The following is a 15,710-nucleotide window of genomic DNA, read 5'->3' on the forward strand; positions in this document are numbered from 1 at the left end:
TTTTGCAAGTTAAGCGATTCACCTGTCATGAACGGACACCCCGTGCACGTCTCTACGCTGCTCAAGTCTGCTGCCCGGCGCCTCATCCCAGCCTATTTTGCGGCTGTGGTTTTGCTTGCCCTTTTTGTGGCCTCCCCAGCCACGGCCAAAGAGCTGTCCACCTCGGACATCAAAAACGCCACGGCGGTGTTTAAGGCCATCGATAAGAACCGCTTCAAGGACGCGCTGAAACTCACCCGCCGGATCAAAAGCCAGGACTTGGTGCGCGTGCTGGTGTGGAAGTATTTAACCGCGCGCAACACGCCAGCGGATTACAACGACATCAAACCGTTCTTGAAAAAGCATCCCGGCTGGCCCTATCGCAAAGCCATGCTCAAACGCGCCGAAGAAACCATGCCGTCCAAGCTCAAACCGTCCCAAATCCTCGCTTGGTTCGATGAATACGGCGGTCCGGTATCTACTATGGGGCGGGTCAGGAAGGCTCAGGCCGACTTCACAATGGGCCGAAAAAAGGCGGCAAACCTAGAGTTTCGCAAGATTTGGATCGAAGGCAACTTCACCAAACGCCAAGAAAAGAACTACTACCGCAAACACAAGAAACTGATCACCAAAAAAGACCAAATCGCCCGGCTTGAGCGCTTGATTTGGGAAGAACGCTATTGGCCTGCGCGTCGCCAACTGTGGAAAGTCGGCAAAAAAATGCGCAAGCTCGCCATTGCGCGCATTTGGCTGATGCGCCAAGAAGGCAATGTCGACAAGGCGATTTCCGAACTCAAAAAAGCCGCACCGGAGCTCATCGACCACCCCGGCCTGATCTACGAGCGCATGCGCTGGCGCCGGCGCAAGGGCCGCACGGAAAAGGCCGCCGAACTGCTGCCCAAGGCCAACGGCGATCCCATGCGCCCCGACAAGTGGTGGAAGGAACGCGCCATCATGGCGCGGACCTTCTTGCAAAAGGACAAGTTCAAGCGCGCTTACGCCATCACGTCTGACCACGGCCTCTCGCCTAAGGATGCAGCTGAATATTCCGATGCTGAGTGGATTTCGGGCTGGATTGCGCTGAGATTCCTCAACCAGCCCAGCAAAGCCTATAAACACTTTCAAAACATGTTGGGCGCAGTGAGCTACCCTGTCAGTGTGGCGCGCGGCTCCTACTGGTCCGGGCGCGCATCCGAAGCGCTCGGCCAAAAGAGTGAGGCCAAACGCTGGCTGGGACAGGCTGCGGGCTATCCCACCACCTACTACGGCCAGTTAGCGCGGGCCAAGCTGGGCCGCTCCGTCACCGCTGAAATCCCCCTACCCCAACCCACAGCCGCCGAGAAGAAGGCCTTCAGAGCCCACGTGCTCACCAGCGTCGTGGATTTGTTGGGCGAAATGGGGGGGGAAGAGCGCATGAAGCCGTTTTTGCTGGCGCTTTCGAACTATCACGACACCCCCGGCTGGAAGCGCTTGGCGGCAGATTTTGCGCACAAAAGCGGACGGCCCGACGTCGCCATCCGCATTGCCAAGAACTCCGAACAAGCCGGTATGGCGCTGGGCAAGCTCGGCTACCCCATGCTGACCCCGCCAACGCCTAAAAAAGGCAAAAAGCCAGAAACACCCTTGGTTTTGGCGGTCATTCGCCAAGAAAGCCAGTTTTTCACCAAGGCCAAAAGCCACGCGGGTGCTCGTGGTCTCATGCAGGTGATGCCTGCGACGGCCAAAAAAGTCGCCAAGACCAACCGCCTGCCCTATTCGCGCGCCAAGCTGCAAAAGGACGCCAACTACAACATGATGATCGGGCAGATGTACCTGTCCGACATGGTTGAGCAGTTCGACAGCTACCCCATGGCGCTCGCCGCCTACAACGCAGGCCCCCACCGGGTCAAACGCTGGGTGCGCAATTTCGGCGATCCACGCAAGACAGACACAGACGTCATCGACTGGGTCGAAATGATCCCCTACAAGGAAACTCGCAACTATGTGCAGCGGGTGCTGGAGAACTTAGGCGTTTATCGGGCGCAGTTGGGCGCTAAGCGAGTGGCGGAGCGATAACGCATATAGCCGTCATTCCTGCGCAGGCAGGAATCCATGGGCAAGGGCTCAGAAGTGATCGTGAGAAACTTTATACCGAGAGGCCCATAGGCTCCTGCCTACGCAGGAGTGACTGTGAGTTTTGGGCTAATACTTTGGAAAATAACGTCATTTAAAGGAGATGTCTAACGAGACTTAACTCAGCAACAACAAAAAGCCCCCGCACTGCGAGGGCTCTTCGTAAAACTTTGACACGCTGACTTAGCTGGCCGCTTTGGCCTGCTTTGCTGCGGGTTTGACCTGGCCCGGTTTCGCGTCTGGCTTGCTGCCGGTTTTGACCACCAAGTTCACGCGGTCTTCGCCCGGTTTGCCGTCTTTTTCGGCTTCGGGTTTCGGCGCTTCCGGAACCTTGGGTTTTTCGCTCATGTGGGTCATGTGACCTTCCAAGAACGCGCCCTCTTTGATGGACAGGTTTTCGTGCAGGATGTCACCCACAACATGGGCGGATTTGGCCAAGTTGACGTTGGTGGCTTTGATTTGGCCGTCAACGCGCCCGTGAACCTGAACGGTTTCGGCGCGAATTTCGCCTTTGATGTGTGCCGTTTCACCGACCAACAGAACTTTGGTGGCGATGTCGCCGTGGACTTCGCCATCGACCTGGATTTCACCCGTAGACGCCAAATCGCCCACGACTTTCAAATCGACACTGATGATGGAGGGTACAGAACGCTGTTGCTGAGCGGGCTTGGGGGGATTTTTATTCTTTGAAAACATAACGACCTGCCTTGATGAGCTTCATAGGATCGATGGCCTTGTCACGGAACAGAACTTCATAGTGCAAGTGCTTGCCCGTGCTCCGGCCCGTGTTACCGATCACGCCTATCTTATCGCCAAAATTAATGATTTGTCCTTTTTTAACATTAATTTTATTGAGATGACCGTACCGGGTCCGGATACCGGCGCCGTGATCAACCTCGATCAACTTGCCGAAACTGCCTTTCCAGCCCGCATATGTGACTTTACCCGGTGCCGTAACATAGATCGGAGCCTTGGGTGAAGAGCCGAAGTCCACGCCGTAATGCATCGACCACTTGCGGTTTTTCGGATCGCGGCGTTTGCCAAACTTCGACGTTGTGTAATAGCCGTGAAGCGGCACCGCGAAGGGGATCTTTTTGACCACCGTTTGCAAACTGTCGGAATACGCCAAGCGATTTTCCAGGTTTTGCAGCTTGGATTTCAAGCGTCCGGCCGGACGTCCGTCGCTTTGTGCGGCGATGAACGGGCCACCTTGACCCGCGACCAAGTCGTCGTCACCCGACATCAAATCTTCCACGTCCAATCCTGCCGTTTCGATCAGGTTTTCCATGGAGCTGATAATCACCTCGGCTTGACCAGCCAAGCGGTCGACGGTTTCATTCTCTTGTTCATCCAAACTGACAAGTTTGTTTTCCAACACCTTGATGTCACGACGCATTTGCGTGCTTTCCATCAGCGCTGTGTTGCGTTGGGTCAGCGCGTCTTGCAGCTCGCCTTCCATGGTGCTCATGGAGTTTTTGATGGAGAAATTACGCTCAGCCAAGGACTGCATCTGGCTTTCGACGGAGCCCAAACGCTTGGTCATGGCGACGCGGGAGGCTTCGATTTCGGCGCGTGCCTTGCGCGATTTGTTGAGGGTTTTGAGATCTTTGTGCAGCTGGGAGTTCTGGGTCGCCAGCTCCAGCATCATGGCGTGGTTTTCTTCTAAGTTTTGGACCACGCCGGAGAACCGTTTTTGATAATCCGCGACCTCGCCCATCAACGAGCGGTACGCCACCCGGACTTCCGCGATTTGCGCGTCCTTGGCCGCCAGTTCCATTTCGTGAAGCATCATGGAGCCCGACGTGTACGCCACCCAACCGCCGCACGCGAGCATGACGGACGCCACACCCCCTTGAATGCGCGGCGTTAGGTTCAGACATTTGGTCTGCCCTTGGGAACGATAGAGGAATTGCTTGAACGGGAACAGAACGCGCAGGCGCTCATTTCCCCATTCCAAGACCTCTTTCACCACGGGTAACCTGTCCTTTTGGACCCCATCTTGACGCTTTTCAGCAGCCATAAACTTCAAAACCCCTCACGCTGTTTTTGCAAAATTCATCAACGAACTGCATACGCGTGTACTTCATTTGTCTTATAGCGAGGAAAAACGTATATGGATGCGCGCCTTCGAGCAAGCAAATTCAACGCGTCTTACCCCTGTTACCAATGCATATGATCATCCTGCATGATCCACATTAACCCTTTAGTTTCTGTCAGTTAGCGTATCTTTTCGCCCATAGGGTGTGGTGTTTTTCTTTTCACGCAGGTGCAATAAACTTTGTGAGAGCCCCAAAACGCCCTAATGTGAGGCTTCTTTTGCCCTCAAATTCAGGCCCCATCACCCGATTTTTGCCATGACAAACAGTATTTTAGACAATTCCCGCCCGAGTCTCTCCATCCCCGGCGTGCTGCTGGCGACCTGGTTTGGTTCGGGGTATCTGCCCAAAGCACCCGGAACCTGGGGCTCCCTCGCCGCCTTGCCGTTTGCTTGGGCCATCGTTCATTTCGCTGGGGTTTGGGCCTTGGCTGCGGCGTCCGTGGCGGTCTTCTTTGTCGGCATTTGGGCGTCCAACGTCTATATGGACAAGACCGGAACCCATGACCCGGGTGCCATCGTCATTGATGAAGTGGCGGGTGTGTGGTTGGTGCTTCTGGCCGCGCCCCTGGACCCGGTGGCATACTTCATAGGCTTTGTTTTGTTTCGCTTTTTCGATGTCTTGAAGCCCTGGCCCATTTCCTGGGCAGACAAAAACATTGACGGGGCCTGGGGCGTGATGGTGGACGACGTGTTGGCTGGGGTGGCCGGACTAGCCGTGCTCTATTTCGCCCTGCCGTATCTGCCGTTTTAAGGAGACAGGGATGTATCCGGAAATCCTCTATGTCATGGTCGAAGACCTGTTTGACGCGTGCACAGAGCAAAACCTCAAGCTCGCTTTGGCCGAGTCCTGCACAGGCGGGCTCATTGCGGGCTGTGTGACGGCGGTTGCGGGCTCTTCCGATATCTTGGACCGGGGGTTTGTCACCTACTCCAACGCCGCCAAGGCCGAAATGCTGTGCGTGGACGAAGACTTGATCGAAACACATGGTGCGGTCAGCGAAAAGGTCGCCATTGCCATGGCCGAAGGCGCGTTGATGAACTCCGAAGCAGGCATCACCCTGTCGGTCACCGGCATCGCCGGCCCCGGTGGCGGCACGGACGACAAACCCGTGGGCCTAGTGCACATGGCGGTGGCCCGCGAAGGCCAAGCCACGCACCACCAACGCCATGTGTTCAAGGGTGACCGCGAACGGGTGCGCATCCAGACAGTGGAAAGTGGATTGAAGTTGTTGTTGATGAACGCTTAAGCCTTACGCTCAATCACCCACCGTTTTCCAATGAACCGGCGTCACGTTCACGGTGCTTTCGTCAACATTGACCATCACGTCACCGTCTTGAATATTCACCTGTAGGCTCATCAAGCGGCTGGCCAGATTTCCCAGTTCGGTGGTGTCTTGCTTTGAAAGGTTGGTCACCTGAAGGTTGTCAAACCGGGTGGTGCTGTTTTTGATTTTCTCCCACCACGCCTCAGCCGCGCTGCCGCCGTAAGCATAGACAATCACCTTGTTGGCCTTGGCGCACGATTGGCGAATAATCTTCTCAGCAGGAAGCCCCAAAGCCACCCACACCTCATGCTCACCGCTTAGGCTTTTTTGCCAAATATCGGGCTCATCTTCCGTTGAGATGCCCTTTGTGAACTCCAAATGCTCATGAGCATTCAGCGCAAAGGCGAGAATGCGCACCATGAGGCGTTCATCCGTCTCGGACGGATGTTTGGCAACGGTGAGGTTATGGGTCTCGTAATAGTGACGATCCATATCGGCAACGGAAAGTTCAACTTTATAGATGGTGGCTTTTTGCGCCATGGTTCGTCCCTAACCTGTGATGAAGGGGAAGTTTTAGGGTGTCTGGGGAGATTGTGAAAGGAGAAAGGGGCTGTGGGGCAATATAGCCTGTGCGCCGCCTTCTCTCGGTGAAAGGTAAGAATAAAATAACGTCCCCATAACGGCTCCCTCACCCGTCATTCCTGCGTAGGAGCGACGGTGGTGTATGTAATCTAAGATATTGAATAATGAGGTCATTGCGAGAAGCGCAGCGACGAATCCATCCAGGCTGCTGCAAGCTGAGAGATGCTGGATGGCGTCGCTCCGCTCGCCATGACGACAGCTTATTTCACCACAGAGGTCACAGAGAACACGGAGGAAATGATGCAACAACAGTGCAGCCTAAAATCATAGCGATATAAAACTCAATCTACTTCTCTGTGCCCTCTGTGTCCTCTGTGGTTCAAAACAAACAGACATCGTGAAGCGCCGCCCATGGACCCCGGATCTAGTCCGGGGTGACGGTCTTCGTGGTGTGGGCATTCTGGATGGATTCACTGCGTTCGCAATGACGCCGGTTTGTATTAGCTGTAAACCGCCTCAGCCCGCTTCACAAAAGCCTGCATCATTTTATGAGCCGCTTCCGTAAAAATCGCGCCCATGGTTTTTTCCAAGAGGCGGGAGCTGAATTCGAAATCGATGCGGAAATCGACTTCCACGTCTTCGCCCTTGGGGTGGAACTTCCAATCCGTCTCTAAAAACTTAAACGGGCCGCCGGCGTCTTTGATGTGCATGTGAAAGCCCCCGCCCTCTTCCTCGGGCAGTGGGTTCCAGGTGATGTGGGACGAGTATTTTTCGCGCAGCATTTTGAAGCCCACGGCCATGTCGGCGAACATTTCGGACTCGCCGCGGCGCTTCACGCGCAGCGCCACGCACCAGGGTAGGAATTCCGGGTACTTTTCCACGTCCAGGACCAGATCGAACATCTGCTGGGCGCTGAAGGGTAGAAGCTGGGTTTCGGCGTGCGTCGGCATAAAACTCTTTTATGCGCCTGCCTTTTGTTTGGCAAGTTGTGCGTTGCGCGCCGCTTTCAACTGGGCGAAATCTTTGTCCGCGTGATAGCTCGACCGCGTCAGCGGCGTGGACGCCACGTGCAAGAAACCTTTGGACAGGCCGATGGTCTTGTATTCCTCAAACTCTTCCGGCGTCACGAAGCGCTCAATCGCCGCGTGTTTCGGGGTCGGCTGCAAATATTGGCCGATGGTGAGGAAGTCGAGATTGGCCGAACGCATGTCGTCCATGACCTGCAAAACCTCTTCCCGGGTCTCGCCCAAACCCACCATCAGGCCGGATTTGGTGAAGATGCCCGGGTCAATTTCCTTCGCCCGGTCCAAGATGCGCAGCGAGTGGTAGTACCGAGCCCCCGGGCGGATGCCTTGGTACAGGCCCGGCACGGTTTCCAAGTTGTGGTTGAACACGTCGGGCTTGGCTTCGATGACGATTTCCAACGCGCCGTCTTTGTGGCGGAAATCGGGGGTGAGAACCTCGACCGTGGTGTCGGGCGAGTGTTCACGCACCTTCAAGATTGACTGGGCAAACTGGTTGGCTCCGCCATCGTCCAAGTCGTCGCGGTCCACGGATGTGATGACCATGTGACGCAAACCCATTTCGCGGGCCGAGATGCCGGTGTTTTCGGGCTCCATGGGGTCAACCGGGTTGGGTTTGCCCGTGGCCACGTTGCAAAAGGCACAAGCGCGGGTGCAGGTGTCGCCCAGGATCATCACGGTGGCATGCTTGGCCGACCAGCATTCGCCGATGTTGGGGCACGCGGCCTCTTCACACACGGTGTGCAGGTTCTTTTCGCGCATCAGGCGCTTGGTTTCGCCGTATTCTTTGGACGTCGGAGCCTTCACGCGGATCCACTTGGGCTTGCGCGGGCTCGGATTGTCCGGATTGTTGCGCTTTTCCGGGTGGCGGTATTTGGGTTTTTCTGCAGTCGTCATGGGCCTTGGTTTATCCTTTTGAGCCCCCCTCAACAAGTGTTATCCGCAACACGTCGGCGCGCAGCAGTCCCCACCGGGCTTTTGGGCGGTGATGATGGCGGAAACCACATATTTTTCGATGCCGCGACCCGGGGCCCAGTCGGCGATGCCTGCGCGGCTGTCTTCTTTGATGTCGATGTCGATCTTTTCGAACCCGGCCTCTTCCAACCAGGTTTGCAGATCCGTGGCGAGGCTCGCACCCGTGACACAGCCCGACAACAGATGGTCGTCGTTTTTGATGTCGTCGGGCATGTCCGCCGTCGCCACCACGTCCGAGATGGCCAAGCGACCGCCTGGGCTCAACACGCGAAAGGCTTCTTTAAGCACCTGAGGTTTGTTGGGGGACAAGTTGATGACGCAGTTGGAAATGATCACATCCACCGTGTCGTTGGCGACGGGCAGATACTCGATCTCGCCCAAACGGAATTCAACGTTTTGATAGCCGCCCTTTTGCGCATTGCTGCGGGCTTTGGCGAGCATTTCGTGGGTCATGTCGATGCCGATGACGCGGCCTTTTGCACCGACTTTGCCGGCGGCCAAAAACGCATCGAAGCCTGCACCGGCACCCAGATCGACCACCACTTCACCGGGTTTCATGCCCGCGATGGCTTGAGGATTGCCGCAGCCAAGACCGAGGTTCGCGCCTTCGGGCACGGCGGCCATATCGTCATCCGTATAGCCCCAAAACGCACTCATTTGCTCCGCCGACGGCACTTCGACGTCGTCTGGTGTGCCGCAACAGGCCGATGCCCCATTGGACGTCGGCGCACAACAGCCCGAGTTCCCGCCGTCCGTGGCGATGGTGGCATAGCTGTCGCGCACGGTTTTGCGCACATCGTGGTGGTCTTGCTGGCTCATGAAGGGCTCCTGTTAGAGATGATGCTCGTACATCACCCAATTGTTATCAATGGCTACCTTCTCATATAAGTCACGCGCCGCCTTATTGTCAGCCTTCGTTCGCCAATAAACGCGATGATGGTTAAGTTCTTGAGCTTTGGCATAGACGGCTTCGATCAACGCCCGGCCAATGCCCTGCCCGCGTGCAGCTTCATCGACATAGAGGTCTTCCAGATAACAGATGTCGTTCATGGTCCATGTGCCGGGATGCACGACGCAAATGGTGAAGCCGATGACGTCTCCGTCCTTTTCGGCCACCAGGCCAAACATGTCCTTTCGGCCTGGATCAAGCACCCGCCGCCAAGTCTCATCCGTGACCTCTTGCGGGAGTTTGGTCTCGTAGAAAGAAAGGTAACCCTCCCCGAGCTCTAACCAGCGGGCGTAGTCTTGTTCTTGGAAGTCGCGGACCGAGACGGACATGCCTTGGCTCCTGAAATGATTAGAAGTGGATCACGCGCCCAAAGGCGTCGAGCACGCTTTCATGCATCATTTCAGAAAGTGTCGGGTGTGCAAAGACCGTATGCATCAATTCAGCCTCGGTCGTTTCCAATTCCATGGCGATGCCATAGCCCTGGATCATTTCGGTGACTTCCGCGCCGATCATGTGCGCGCCGAGCAATTCGCCCGTTTTGTCGTCGAAAAGCACCTTGATCAGACCTTCCGGTTCCCCCAAAGCAATGGCCTTCCCATTCCCTTGGAACGGGAAGCGGCCGACTTTGACCTTCAGGCCTCGTTCGGCGGCTTGGGATTCGGTCAAACCCACCGACGCGATTTGCGGGTGGCAGTAGGTGCAGCCCGGAATGCGGTCGGGGTCGATGGGGTGCAGGCCTTTGGTGCCCGCGATGTGCTCGACACACAGCACGCCTTCGTGCGATGCCTTGTGCGCCAACCACGGGGCCCCTGCCACGTCGCCGATGGCGTAGACGCCGGGCTCGCCCGTTTCCAGCCACTGATTGGTGACGATGTGCGTACCTTCAACTTTGACCTTGGTGCCTTCGAGACCGATTTTTTCCACGTTGCCGACGATGCCCGCCGCAACGATGACGCGGTCGAACTCACGCTCTTGGGCTTTGCCGCCGACTTCCAAAGTCGCAGTGACCGTGTCTTTGTTCTTTTTCAAAGATTTCACGCCCGCAGACGTCAGGATTTCCATGCCGTCCTTGGTGAGCGATTTTTCCAAGAAGGCGGAGATTTCGGCGTCTTCTGCCGGAACAATACGATCGACCATTTCCACCACGGTGGCTTTGGCGCCCATGGTGTGGAAAAAGCTGGCGAATTCGATTCCGATGGCCCCGGAACCGATCACCAACAAGCGTTCGGGAATTAGGTCGGGAACCAAAGCATCTTTGTAATACCAGATCAGCTTTCCGTCCGGCTCCATCCCCGGCAGGATGCGTGCGCGTGCGCCCGTCGCCAAGATGATGTTCTTAGACATCAGGTCGGCCACAGCTTTACCGTCTTTTTCAACGTGCAGTTTGCCAGCCCCATTGAGCTTGCCGTAACCGTCGAACACGGTGACTTTGTTTTTCTTCAGCAAGTGTCCCACGCCGCCGTTGAGCTGCTTGGAGATTTTGCGCGAACGATCCACGATGGACGGCAAATCAAAACTCACACCTTCGGCAGACAAGCCATAGTTTTTGGCGTGTTGCATCTGGTGATAAATCTCGGAAGAGCGCAAAAGCGCCTTGGTCGGGATACAACCCCAGTTGAGGCAAATGCCGCCCAAGTGGTTGGCTTCCACCAAAGCCACTTTCATTTTCAATTGTGCTGCGCGAATGGCGGCCACATAACCGCCCGGACCGCCGCCAACGACGATGACGTCAAAATTCATGTCACTCATTTTATCAGGTCCTTACAGCATCATAGAGATGGGGTTTTCGAGAATGGCTTTCAGCTCTTTGGAGAAAGCCGCAGCCGTCGCACCATCGATGCAGCGGTGATCCACCGCCAACGTCAACGTCACCACGGTGGCAATGGAAAGCGCCCCATCCTTCACCACCGGGCGCTGTTCGCCCGCACCGACGGACAAGATGCCCCCTTGCGGCGGGTTGATGATGGAGTTGAAGCCTTTGACACCAAACATGCCGAGGTTCGAAATGGTGAACGTGCCGCCTTGGAACTCTTCAGGCATCAGCTTGCCGTCGCGTGCTTTACCAGCCAGCTCTTTGGCTTCCTTGGACAAGGTCGCCAGACCTTTGCTTGCTGCGTCTTTGATGATCGGCGTGATCAAGCCGCCTTCGACGGCAACTGCGATGGACATGTCGACTTTTTTGAACTGCAAGATGGCATCGTCGGTGAAAGCTACGTTGCATTCGGGCACGCGGGTCAACGCCAAGGCCGTTGCTTTGACGATGAAGTCGTTCACGGAAATTTTGTAGTCCGCACCTTCGTGAGAATTGAGTTCCTTGCGCACGGCCATGAGCTTGTCGATTTCCACATCCACCGTGAGGTTGAAGTGCGGAATATCGCGGGCCGAGGCAGTCAAGCGTTCGGCAATGATTTTGCGCATGGATGAATTCGACACAGCGTCGAAGTCCGGCATGTTGGCAAACACCGGATCGTCCACGGTGGGCGCTGCTGCCGCCGTAGCAGGCGCAGCAGCAGATGCTGCCGGTTTCGCACCCGGCTGAGCATTTTCCACGTCACGTTTGACAACACGCCCGCGCGGGCCGGTGCCCGTGATGGAGGACAAGTCCAGCCCTTTGTCGGCTGCAATCCGACGGGCCAAAGGCGACGCGAAAACGCGATCTCCTTTGGCTGCCGGTGCTTCTGTCTTGCCGCTGTCTGCAGGTGCGACTGTGGGGGATGCGCCCGCAGGTTCAGCAGCCGGAGCATCAGAAGGTGCCTCGGCGGGGGTTGCCCCACCTGCAGACGGCGTGAAGCCTTCCAAGCTCGAAGCGTCTTCGCCGTCTTCCAACAGCAAAGCTATGATCGAGTTCACAGCGACATTTTCCGTGCCGCCCTGAACCAGAATTTTTCCGATAACGCCTTCGTCCACGGCTTCGACTTCCATGGTGGCTTTGTCGGTTTCGATTTCACAAATCACGTCGCCAGCTGCAACCGCGTCCCCTTCGGCGACGTTCCAGGTCGCCAAGTTGCCTTCGGTCATGGTGGGCGACAGGGCGGGCATCAACATTTCGATAGGCATGGTCTTTATCCCTTCCCTTATTTGTAACAAACGGCTTTGGCCGCTGCTGCAATTTTATCGACGTTCGGAAGCGCCAAGGCTTCCAAGTTGGCGGCGTAGGGCATGGGCACATCTTCGCCCGAAACCCGTGTCACCGGAGCGTCCAGATAATCGAACGCTTGTTCCATCATCACCGCTGCGATTTCGGCACCAATGCCCGATTGCGGCCAGCCTTCTTCGAGCGTGACAATACGGTTGGTTTTCTTCACCGAATTCACGATGGTCGCATGATCCATGGGGCGAATGGTGCGCAGGTTGATGACCTCGGCACTGACGCCCTCTTCGGCCAACTTGTCAGCGGCTTCCAAAGCAAATCCAACCATGCGCGAAAACGCGGTGATGGTGACGTCTGTGCCTGCACGCTCGATCTTGGCTTTGCCGATGGGCAGAACGAAGTCTTCGCTTTCGGGCACTTCGAAGGTCGCGCCGTACATGAGTTCGTTTTCCAAGAACACAACCGGGTTCGGGTCGCGAATGGCGGCTTTCAACAAACCTTTAGCATCCGCACCGGAATACGGTGACACGACTTTCAAGCCCGGCACTTGGCTGTACCACGCGGCAAAACATTGACTGTGTTGCGCGCCAACACGTGACGCCGCGCCGTTGGCACCACGGAACACGATGGACGATCCCATCTGACCGCCGGACATATAGAGCGTCTTGGCCGACGAGTTGATGATGTGGTCGATGGCCTGCATGGAGAAGTTGAACGTCATGAATTCGACGATGGGCTTGAGACCCGCAAACGCTGCACCCGAAGCCAAACCGGTAAAGCCAATTTCGGTGATGGGCGTATCGATGATGCGTTTTTCGCCGAACTCTTCCAACAAACCTTGAGAAACTTTGTAAGCCCCTTGGTATTGGGCGACTTCCTCACCCAACAAGAAGACCTTTTCGTCTTTGCGCATTTCTTCGGCCATGGCGTCACGGAGCGATTCACGAAGCGTTTGCGTAACCATGGGGCCGTCGTATTCGGGCTCCAGCACTTCCGGAGCCGGGGCCGGGGCCGGAGACGCGTGCTCGGCTTCGGCCGGCATGTCGGTGGCGATGGGTGCAGGTTCGGATTTCGGCGTCTGCGCTTCGATCTCCACCAAGTCAATGGCACCGGCGTCTTCGCCGTCTTCCAAGATCATGGCGATGACCGCGTTCACTTGAACCGCTTCGGTTCCACCAGGCACCAGAATTTTGCCCAAGACGCCTTCGTCTACGGCTTCGACTTCCATGGTGGCTTTATCGGTTTCGATTTCGCAAATGACGTCACCGGCGGCAACTTGATCGCCTTCGTTGACATTCCATTTAGCGAGATTGCCTTCTGTCATCGTCGGCGACAGGGCGGGCATGAGGACTTGAATAGGCATATCTCTTTCTCCCTACCCTTAAGCTTCGACTAAAATATCGGTGTAGAGTTCCGCCGGATCGGGCTCGGGGCTCGATTTGGCGAAGTCTGCGGCTTCGGTGACGATGGCTTTGATCTCACCGTCAATCTCTTTCAAAGCGGCTTCGTCGGCCGCTTTGGATTTCAAGATCATCTGGCGCAAATTATCGATGGGGTCTTGTTCGGAGCGAACCTTGGACACTTCGTCTTTGGAACGATACTTCGCCGGATCCGACATGGAGTGACCGCGATAACGGTACGTCAGCATTTCCAAAATGTAGGGACCGTCGCCACCGCGCACATGCTCCAAAGCTTTGGCCGTTGCGTCGCGCACGGCAATGACGTCCATACCGTCGACTTGTTCGCCGGGGATGCCATGGGATGCACCGCGTTGGGCCAGTTCCGTGGTGGAGGATGCCCGGTCGATGGAGGTACCCATGCCGTATTTGTTGTTTTCGATGATGTAAACCACCGGAAGCTTCCACAGCTGCGCCATGTTGAAGCTTTCGTAAACTTGACCTTGGTTAACCGAGCCATCACCGAAGTAGGTGTAACACACGCCGCCGTCTTCGTTGTACTTGTGGGCAAAGGCCAAACCTGTGCCCAGGGGAACCTGTGCGCCGACAATACCGTGACCGCCGTAAAAGTTCTTTTCGGTCGAGAACATGTGCATGGAACCACCCTTGCCCGCCGACAAACCACCGGCGCGACCCGTCAGTTCGGCCATCACGCCATTGGGGTCCATACCACAGGCCAACATGTGGCCGTGATCGCGGTACGACGTGATCACACTGTCTTGGGGCAATGCATTGGCCTGCACACCCGTAACCACGGCTTCTTGACCGATGTAGAGGTGACAGAACCCGCCGATGAGCCCCATGCCATACAACTGGCCGGACTTTTCTTCAAATCGGCGGATCAACAACATTTCGCGATAGTAGCTCAACAGCTCATCTTTGGTGGGGGCTGGAGCTTTGGATTTTGTCGTGCGACGACGTGCTGGTTTTGGGGCTGTTTTCTTCGGCGTGGTCTTTGCGGCTTTGGCCATAGCTGTTTTCCTCTTAAGCCATGCACCATCCCTCAAACAAGTCGGTTACACGGCCATACCCCCGCCCAGAAAACTGGAAGTGCGGGACATGTGGGTTGGGCTTTTCTCCCCCCTGAGTACTTCGGCACACGGGACAAACCTTCTTGTGTTCTTGTTGGTCAAAACCATACCCCTGAACAGCACCACAATCAAGCGAATTTATTCACATTAAGTAACTGAAAACGAATAGTTATTTTTAATTAACCCTGTTTTAGTTAACGATAAATTTTAGCACAATTGCGCGATTACGTGTGTGCTGCACCGCACAACAACAGGGGATTTGTGGAGAACAAAACTGAATTCGATATCACGAATGTTATTTGGTGAAGGAATACGATTTTTCAATCTTGGCAACATGCAAATCGAACGTCTCGTACCACTTATCACGCCCAAGGCGCTGCGCCTCAAGATGCTCACTCACATCACGCCACGTTTCAATGGCCTCTAAGCTGACCCAATAGGACACCGTTATGCCAAAGCCGTCCGGCCCGCGCGCGCTGTCTAGACCCAAGCAGCCGGGCTGCTCGGCAGCCAGCTCGACCATGCGCTCAGCCATGGCTTTGTACCCCTCCCCGTCTTCGCCGGAGAACTGATTTGGAAAAATGACGGCGTATTGACCGTCCCTGGTTGGATTGCCCATAAATTACCCCTCACATTGTCTAGCGGGGGTATTATACCATCGAATTGCAAAGATTCTAATGAGGAGCGAACGCCGCCAAGGCTTTTAGGTCGGTGTCGTTTTGATGAAAAATCACCACCAGCTCGTCTGAGCGGCCAAAGCCTAGCTGCAGGCGTGCTTGTTCGTCCAGAAGATCCGGGTCAAGGGATTCCGCGCGCAGCATTTGCACTTTTTTGTCCAACTCAAAGCGCGCCTCACGAACGTCGAGGACCTGCGCCTGAAGTGTGTCCACTTCACCACGCAGCTGACCCAGCGCTAAAATGCCCCGGTCGCCTTGCACAGCGTGATAAGCAAAGTAGACCACCATGCTCACCCCGATGACGGGTCCGAGAATCTGTTTTGCGCGAACTTTGAGCTCACGAAATAAACCCATGACCAGACCTTCTTTCCGATCGATTGGACACATATGCAGCGAATTCTTGCCACCGATTCTTTAGAGCATGAGATTCACTAAGAAATCATTAACCTCTAAAAAATTGGTTGTGGACAGA

16 protein-coding genes are annotated in these 15,710 nt (G+C 55.8%); 3 read left to right on the top strand and 13 right to left on the bottom strand.

Annotated elements, in window-relative coordinates; translation table 11 throughout:
• The first annotated feature begins 27 nt into the window (after positions 1-27).
• A complete protein-coding gene (locus tag V5T82_RS03105; protein WP_332894131.1) occupies positions 28-2,034 on the top strand; it encodes a lytic transglycosylase domain-containing protein in 2,007 nt (668 codons plus the stop codon).
• 240 nt (positions 2,035-2,274) lie between these two features.
• Here V5T82_RS03105 and V5T82_RS03110 read toward each other — a convergent pair whose 3' ends face one another.
• Positions 2,275-2,787, bottom strand: a complete 513-nt coding sequence (locus V5T82_RS03110; RefSeq protein WP_332894132.1) for a bactofilin family protein — start codon at positions 2,785-2,787, stop codon at positions 2,275-2,277.
• Positions 2,771-4,111, bottom strand: a complete 1,341-nt coding sequence (locus V5T82_RS03115; protein ID WP_332894133.1) for a peptidoglycan DD-metalloendopeptidase family protein — start codon at positions 4,109-4,111, stop codon at positions 2,771-2,773. The genes V5T82_RS03110 and V5T82_RS03115 overlap by 17 nt, the downstream gene beginning before the upstream one ends.
• Positions 4,112-4,445: 334 nt before the next feature.
• On the opposite strand from V5T82_RS03115, the gene V5T82_RS03120 reads away from it, so the two are divergent.
• Positions 4,446-4,940: a phosphatidylglycerophosphatase A family protein gene (locus tag V5T82_RS03120; RefSeq protein ID WP_332894134.1), complete on the top strand. Its 495-nt coding sequence runs from the start codon at positions 4,446-4,448 to the stop codon at positions 4,938-4,940.
• Positions 4,941-4,950: 10 nt separating this feature from the next.
• The gene (locus tag V5T82_RS03125; protein ID WP_332894135.1) at positions 4,951-5,436 is read left to right on the top strand and encodes a CinA family protein; all 486 of its coding nucleotides are present in this window, start codon (positions 4,951-4,953) and stop codon (positions 5,434-5,436) included.
• A 9-nt stretch (positions 5,437-5,445) separates the two neighbouring features.
• On the opposite strand, the gene V5T82_RS03130 is transcribed toward V5T82_RS03125, so the two are convergent.
• The 11 genes from V5T82_RS03130 to V5T82_RS03180 form a co-directional block, all read right to left on the bottom strand.
• Positions 5,446-5,994: a YaeQ family protein gene (locus V5T82_RS03130; protein ID WP_332894136.1), complete on the bottom strand. Its 549-nt coding sequence runs from the start codon at positions 5,992-5,994 to the stop codon at positions 5,446-5,448.
• A gap of 542 nt (positions 5,995-6,536) precedes the next feature.
• Complete coding sequence (locus tag V5T82_RS03135) at positions 6,537-6,986, bottom strand: type II toxin-antitoxin system RatA family toxin (protein ID WP_332894137.1); 450 nt, start codon at positions 6,984-6,986, stop codon at positions 6,537-6,539.
• Positions 6,987-6,995: 9 nt separating this feature from the next.
• The gene (gene lipA, locus V5T82_RS03140) at positions 6,996-7,955 is read right to left on the bottom strand and encodes a lipoyl synthase (protein ID WP_332894138.1); all 960 of its coding nucleotides are present in this window, start codon (positions 7,953-7,955) and stop codon (positions 6,996-6,998) included.
• Positions 7,956-7,994: 39 nt separating this feature from the next.
• The gene (locus tag V5T82_RS03145; protein WP_332894139.1) at positions 7,995-8,852 is read right to left on the bottom strand and encodes an arsenite methyltransferase; all 858 of its coding nucleotides are present in this window, start codon (positions 8,850-8,852) and stop codon (positions 7,995-7,997) included.
• Positions 8,853-8,864: 12 nt separating this feature from the next.
• Positions 8,865-9,311, bottom strand: coding sequence for a GNAT family N-acetyltransferase (locus V5T82_RS03150; RefSeq protein ID WP_332894140.1), 447 nt, complete (start codon positions 9,309-9,311; stop codon positions 8,865-8,867).
• Positions 9,312-9,330: 19 nt separating this feature from the next.
• Positions 9,331-10,731, bottom strand: coding sequence for a dihydrolipoyl dehydrogenase (gene lpdA, locus V5T82_RS03155; RefSeq protein WP_332894141.1), 1,401 nt, complete (start codon positions 10,729-10,731; stop codon positions 9,331-9,333).
• A 12-nt stretch (positions 10,732-10,743) separates the two neighbouring features.
• Positions 10,744-12,039: a pyruvate dehydrogenase complex dihydrolipoamide acetyltransferase gene (locus V5T82_RS03160; RefSeq protein ID WP_332894142.1), complete on the bottom strand. Its 1,296-nt coding sequence runs from the start codon at positions 12,037-12,039 to the stop codon at positions 10,744-10,746.
• Between the two features lie 17 nt (positions 12,040-12,056).
• Positions 12,057-13,436, bottom strand: a complete 1,380-nt coding sequence (locus V5T82_RS03165) for a pyruvate dehydrogenase complex E1 component subunit beta (protein WP_332894143.1) — start codon at positions 13,434-13,436, stop codon at positions 12,057-12,059.
• Between the two features lie 18 nt (positions 13,437-13,454).
• Entirely contained in the window at positions 13,455-14,501 is a 1,047-nt protein-coding gene (pdhA, locus tag V5T82_RS03170) for a pyruvate dehydrogenase (acetyl-transferring) E1 component subunit alpha (RefSeq protein ID WP_332894144.1), read from the bottom strand.
• Between the two features lie 355 nt (positions 14,502-14,856).
• Complete coding sequence (locus V5T82_RS03175; RefSeq protein ID WP_332894145.1) at positions 14,857-15,180, bottom strand: antibiotic biosynthesis monooxygenase family protein; 324 nt, start codon at positions 15,178-15,180, stop codon at positions 14,857-14,859.
• 55 nt (positions 15,181-15,235) lie between these two features.
• A complete protein-coding gene (locus tag V5T82_RS03180; protein WP_332894146.1) occupies positions 15,236-15,592 on the bottom strand; it encodes an FtsB family cell division protein in 357 nt (118 codons plus the stop codon).
• Positions 15,593-15,710: the final 118 nt, after the last annotated feature.

The organism is Magnetovibrio sp. PR-2, assembly GCF_036689815.1.
GTDB lineage: Bacteria > Pseudomonadota > Alphaproteobacteria > Rhodospirillales > Magnetovibrionaceae > Magnetovibrio.

Bases quoted from the DNA above. Each gene is read 5' to 3' on its own strand.
- V5T82_RS03105 (WP_332894131.1), top strand. From the start codon at position 28: ATGAACGGACACCCCGTGCACGTCTCTACGCTGCTCAAGTCTGCTGCC.
- V5T82_RS03110 (WP_332894132.1), bottom strand. From the start codon at position 2,787: ATGTTTTCAAAGAATAAAAATCCCCCCAAGCCCGCTCAGCAACAGCGT.
- V5T82_RS03115 (WP_332894133.1), bottom strand. From the start codon at position 4,111: ATGGCTGCTGAAAAGCGTCAAGATGGGGTCCAAAAGGACAGGTTACCC.
- V5T82_RS03120 (WP_332894134.1), top strand. From the start codon at position 4,446: ATGACAAACAGTATTTTAGACAATTCCCGCCCGAGTCTCTCCATCCCC.
- V5T82_RS03125 (WP_332894135.1), top strand. From the start codon at position 4,951: ATGTATCCGGAAATCCTCTATGTCATGGTCGAAGACCTGTTTGACGCG.
- V5T82_RS03130 (WP_332894136.1), bottom strand. From the start codon at position 5,994: ATGGCGCAAAAAGCCACCATCTATAAAGTTGAACTTTCCGTTGCCGAT.
- V5T82_RS03135 (WP_332894137.1), bottom strand. From the start codon at position 6,986: ATGCCGACGCACGCCGAAACCCAGCTTCTACCCTTCAGCGCCCAGCAG.
- lipA (WP_332894138.1), bottom strand. From the start codon at position 7,955: ATGACGACTGCAGAAAAACCCAAATACCGCCACCCGGAAAAGCGCAAC.
- V5T82_RS03145 (WP_332894139.1), bottom strand. From the start codon at position 8,852: ATGAGCCAGCAAGACCACCACGATGTGCGCAAAACCGTGCGCGACAGC.
- V5T82_RS03150 (WP_332894140.1), bottom strand. From the start codon at position 9,311: ATGTCCGTCTCGGTCCGCGACTTCCAAGAACAAGACTACGCCCGCTGG.
- lpdA (WP_332894141.1), bottom strand. From the start codon at position 10,731: ATGAGTGACATGAATTTTGACGTCATCGTCGTTGGCGGCGGTCCGGGC.
- V5T82_RS03160 (WP_332894142.1), bottom strand. From the start codon at position 12,039: ATGCCTATCGAAATGTTGATGCCCGCCCTGTCGCCCACCATGACCGAA.
- V5T82_RS03165 (WP_332894143.1), bottom strand. From the start codon at position 13,436: ATGCCTATTCAAGTCCTCATGCCCGCCCTGTCGCCGACGATGACAGAA.
- pdhA (WP_332894144.1), bottom strand. From the start codon at position 14,501: ATGGCCAAAGCCGCAAAGACCACGCCGAAGAAAACAGCCCCAAAACCA.
- V5T82_RS03175 (WP_332894145.1), bottom strand. From the start codon at position 15,180: ATGGGCAATCCAACCAGGGACGGTCAATACGCCGTCATTTTTCCAAAT.
- V5T82_RS03180 (WP_332894146.1), bottom strand. From the start codon at position 15,592: ATGGGTTTATTTCGTGAGCTCAAAGTTCGCGCAAAACAGATTCTCGGA.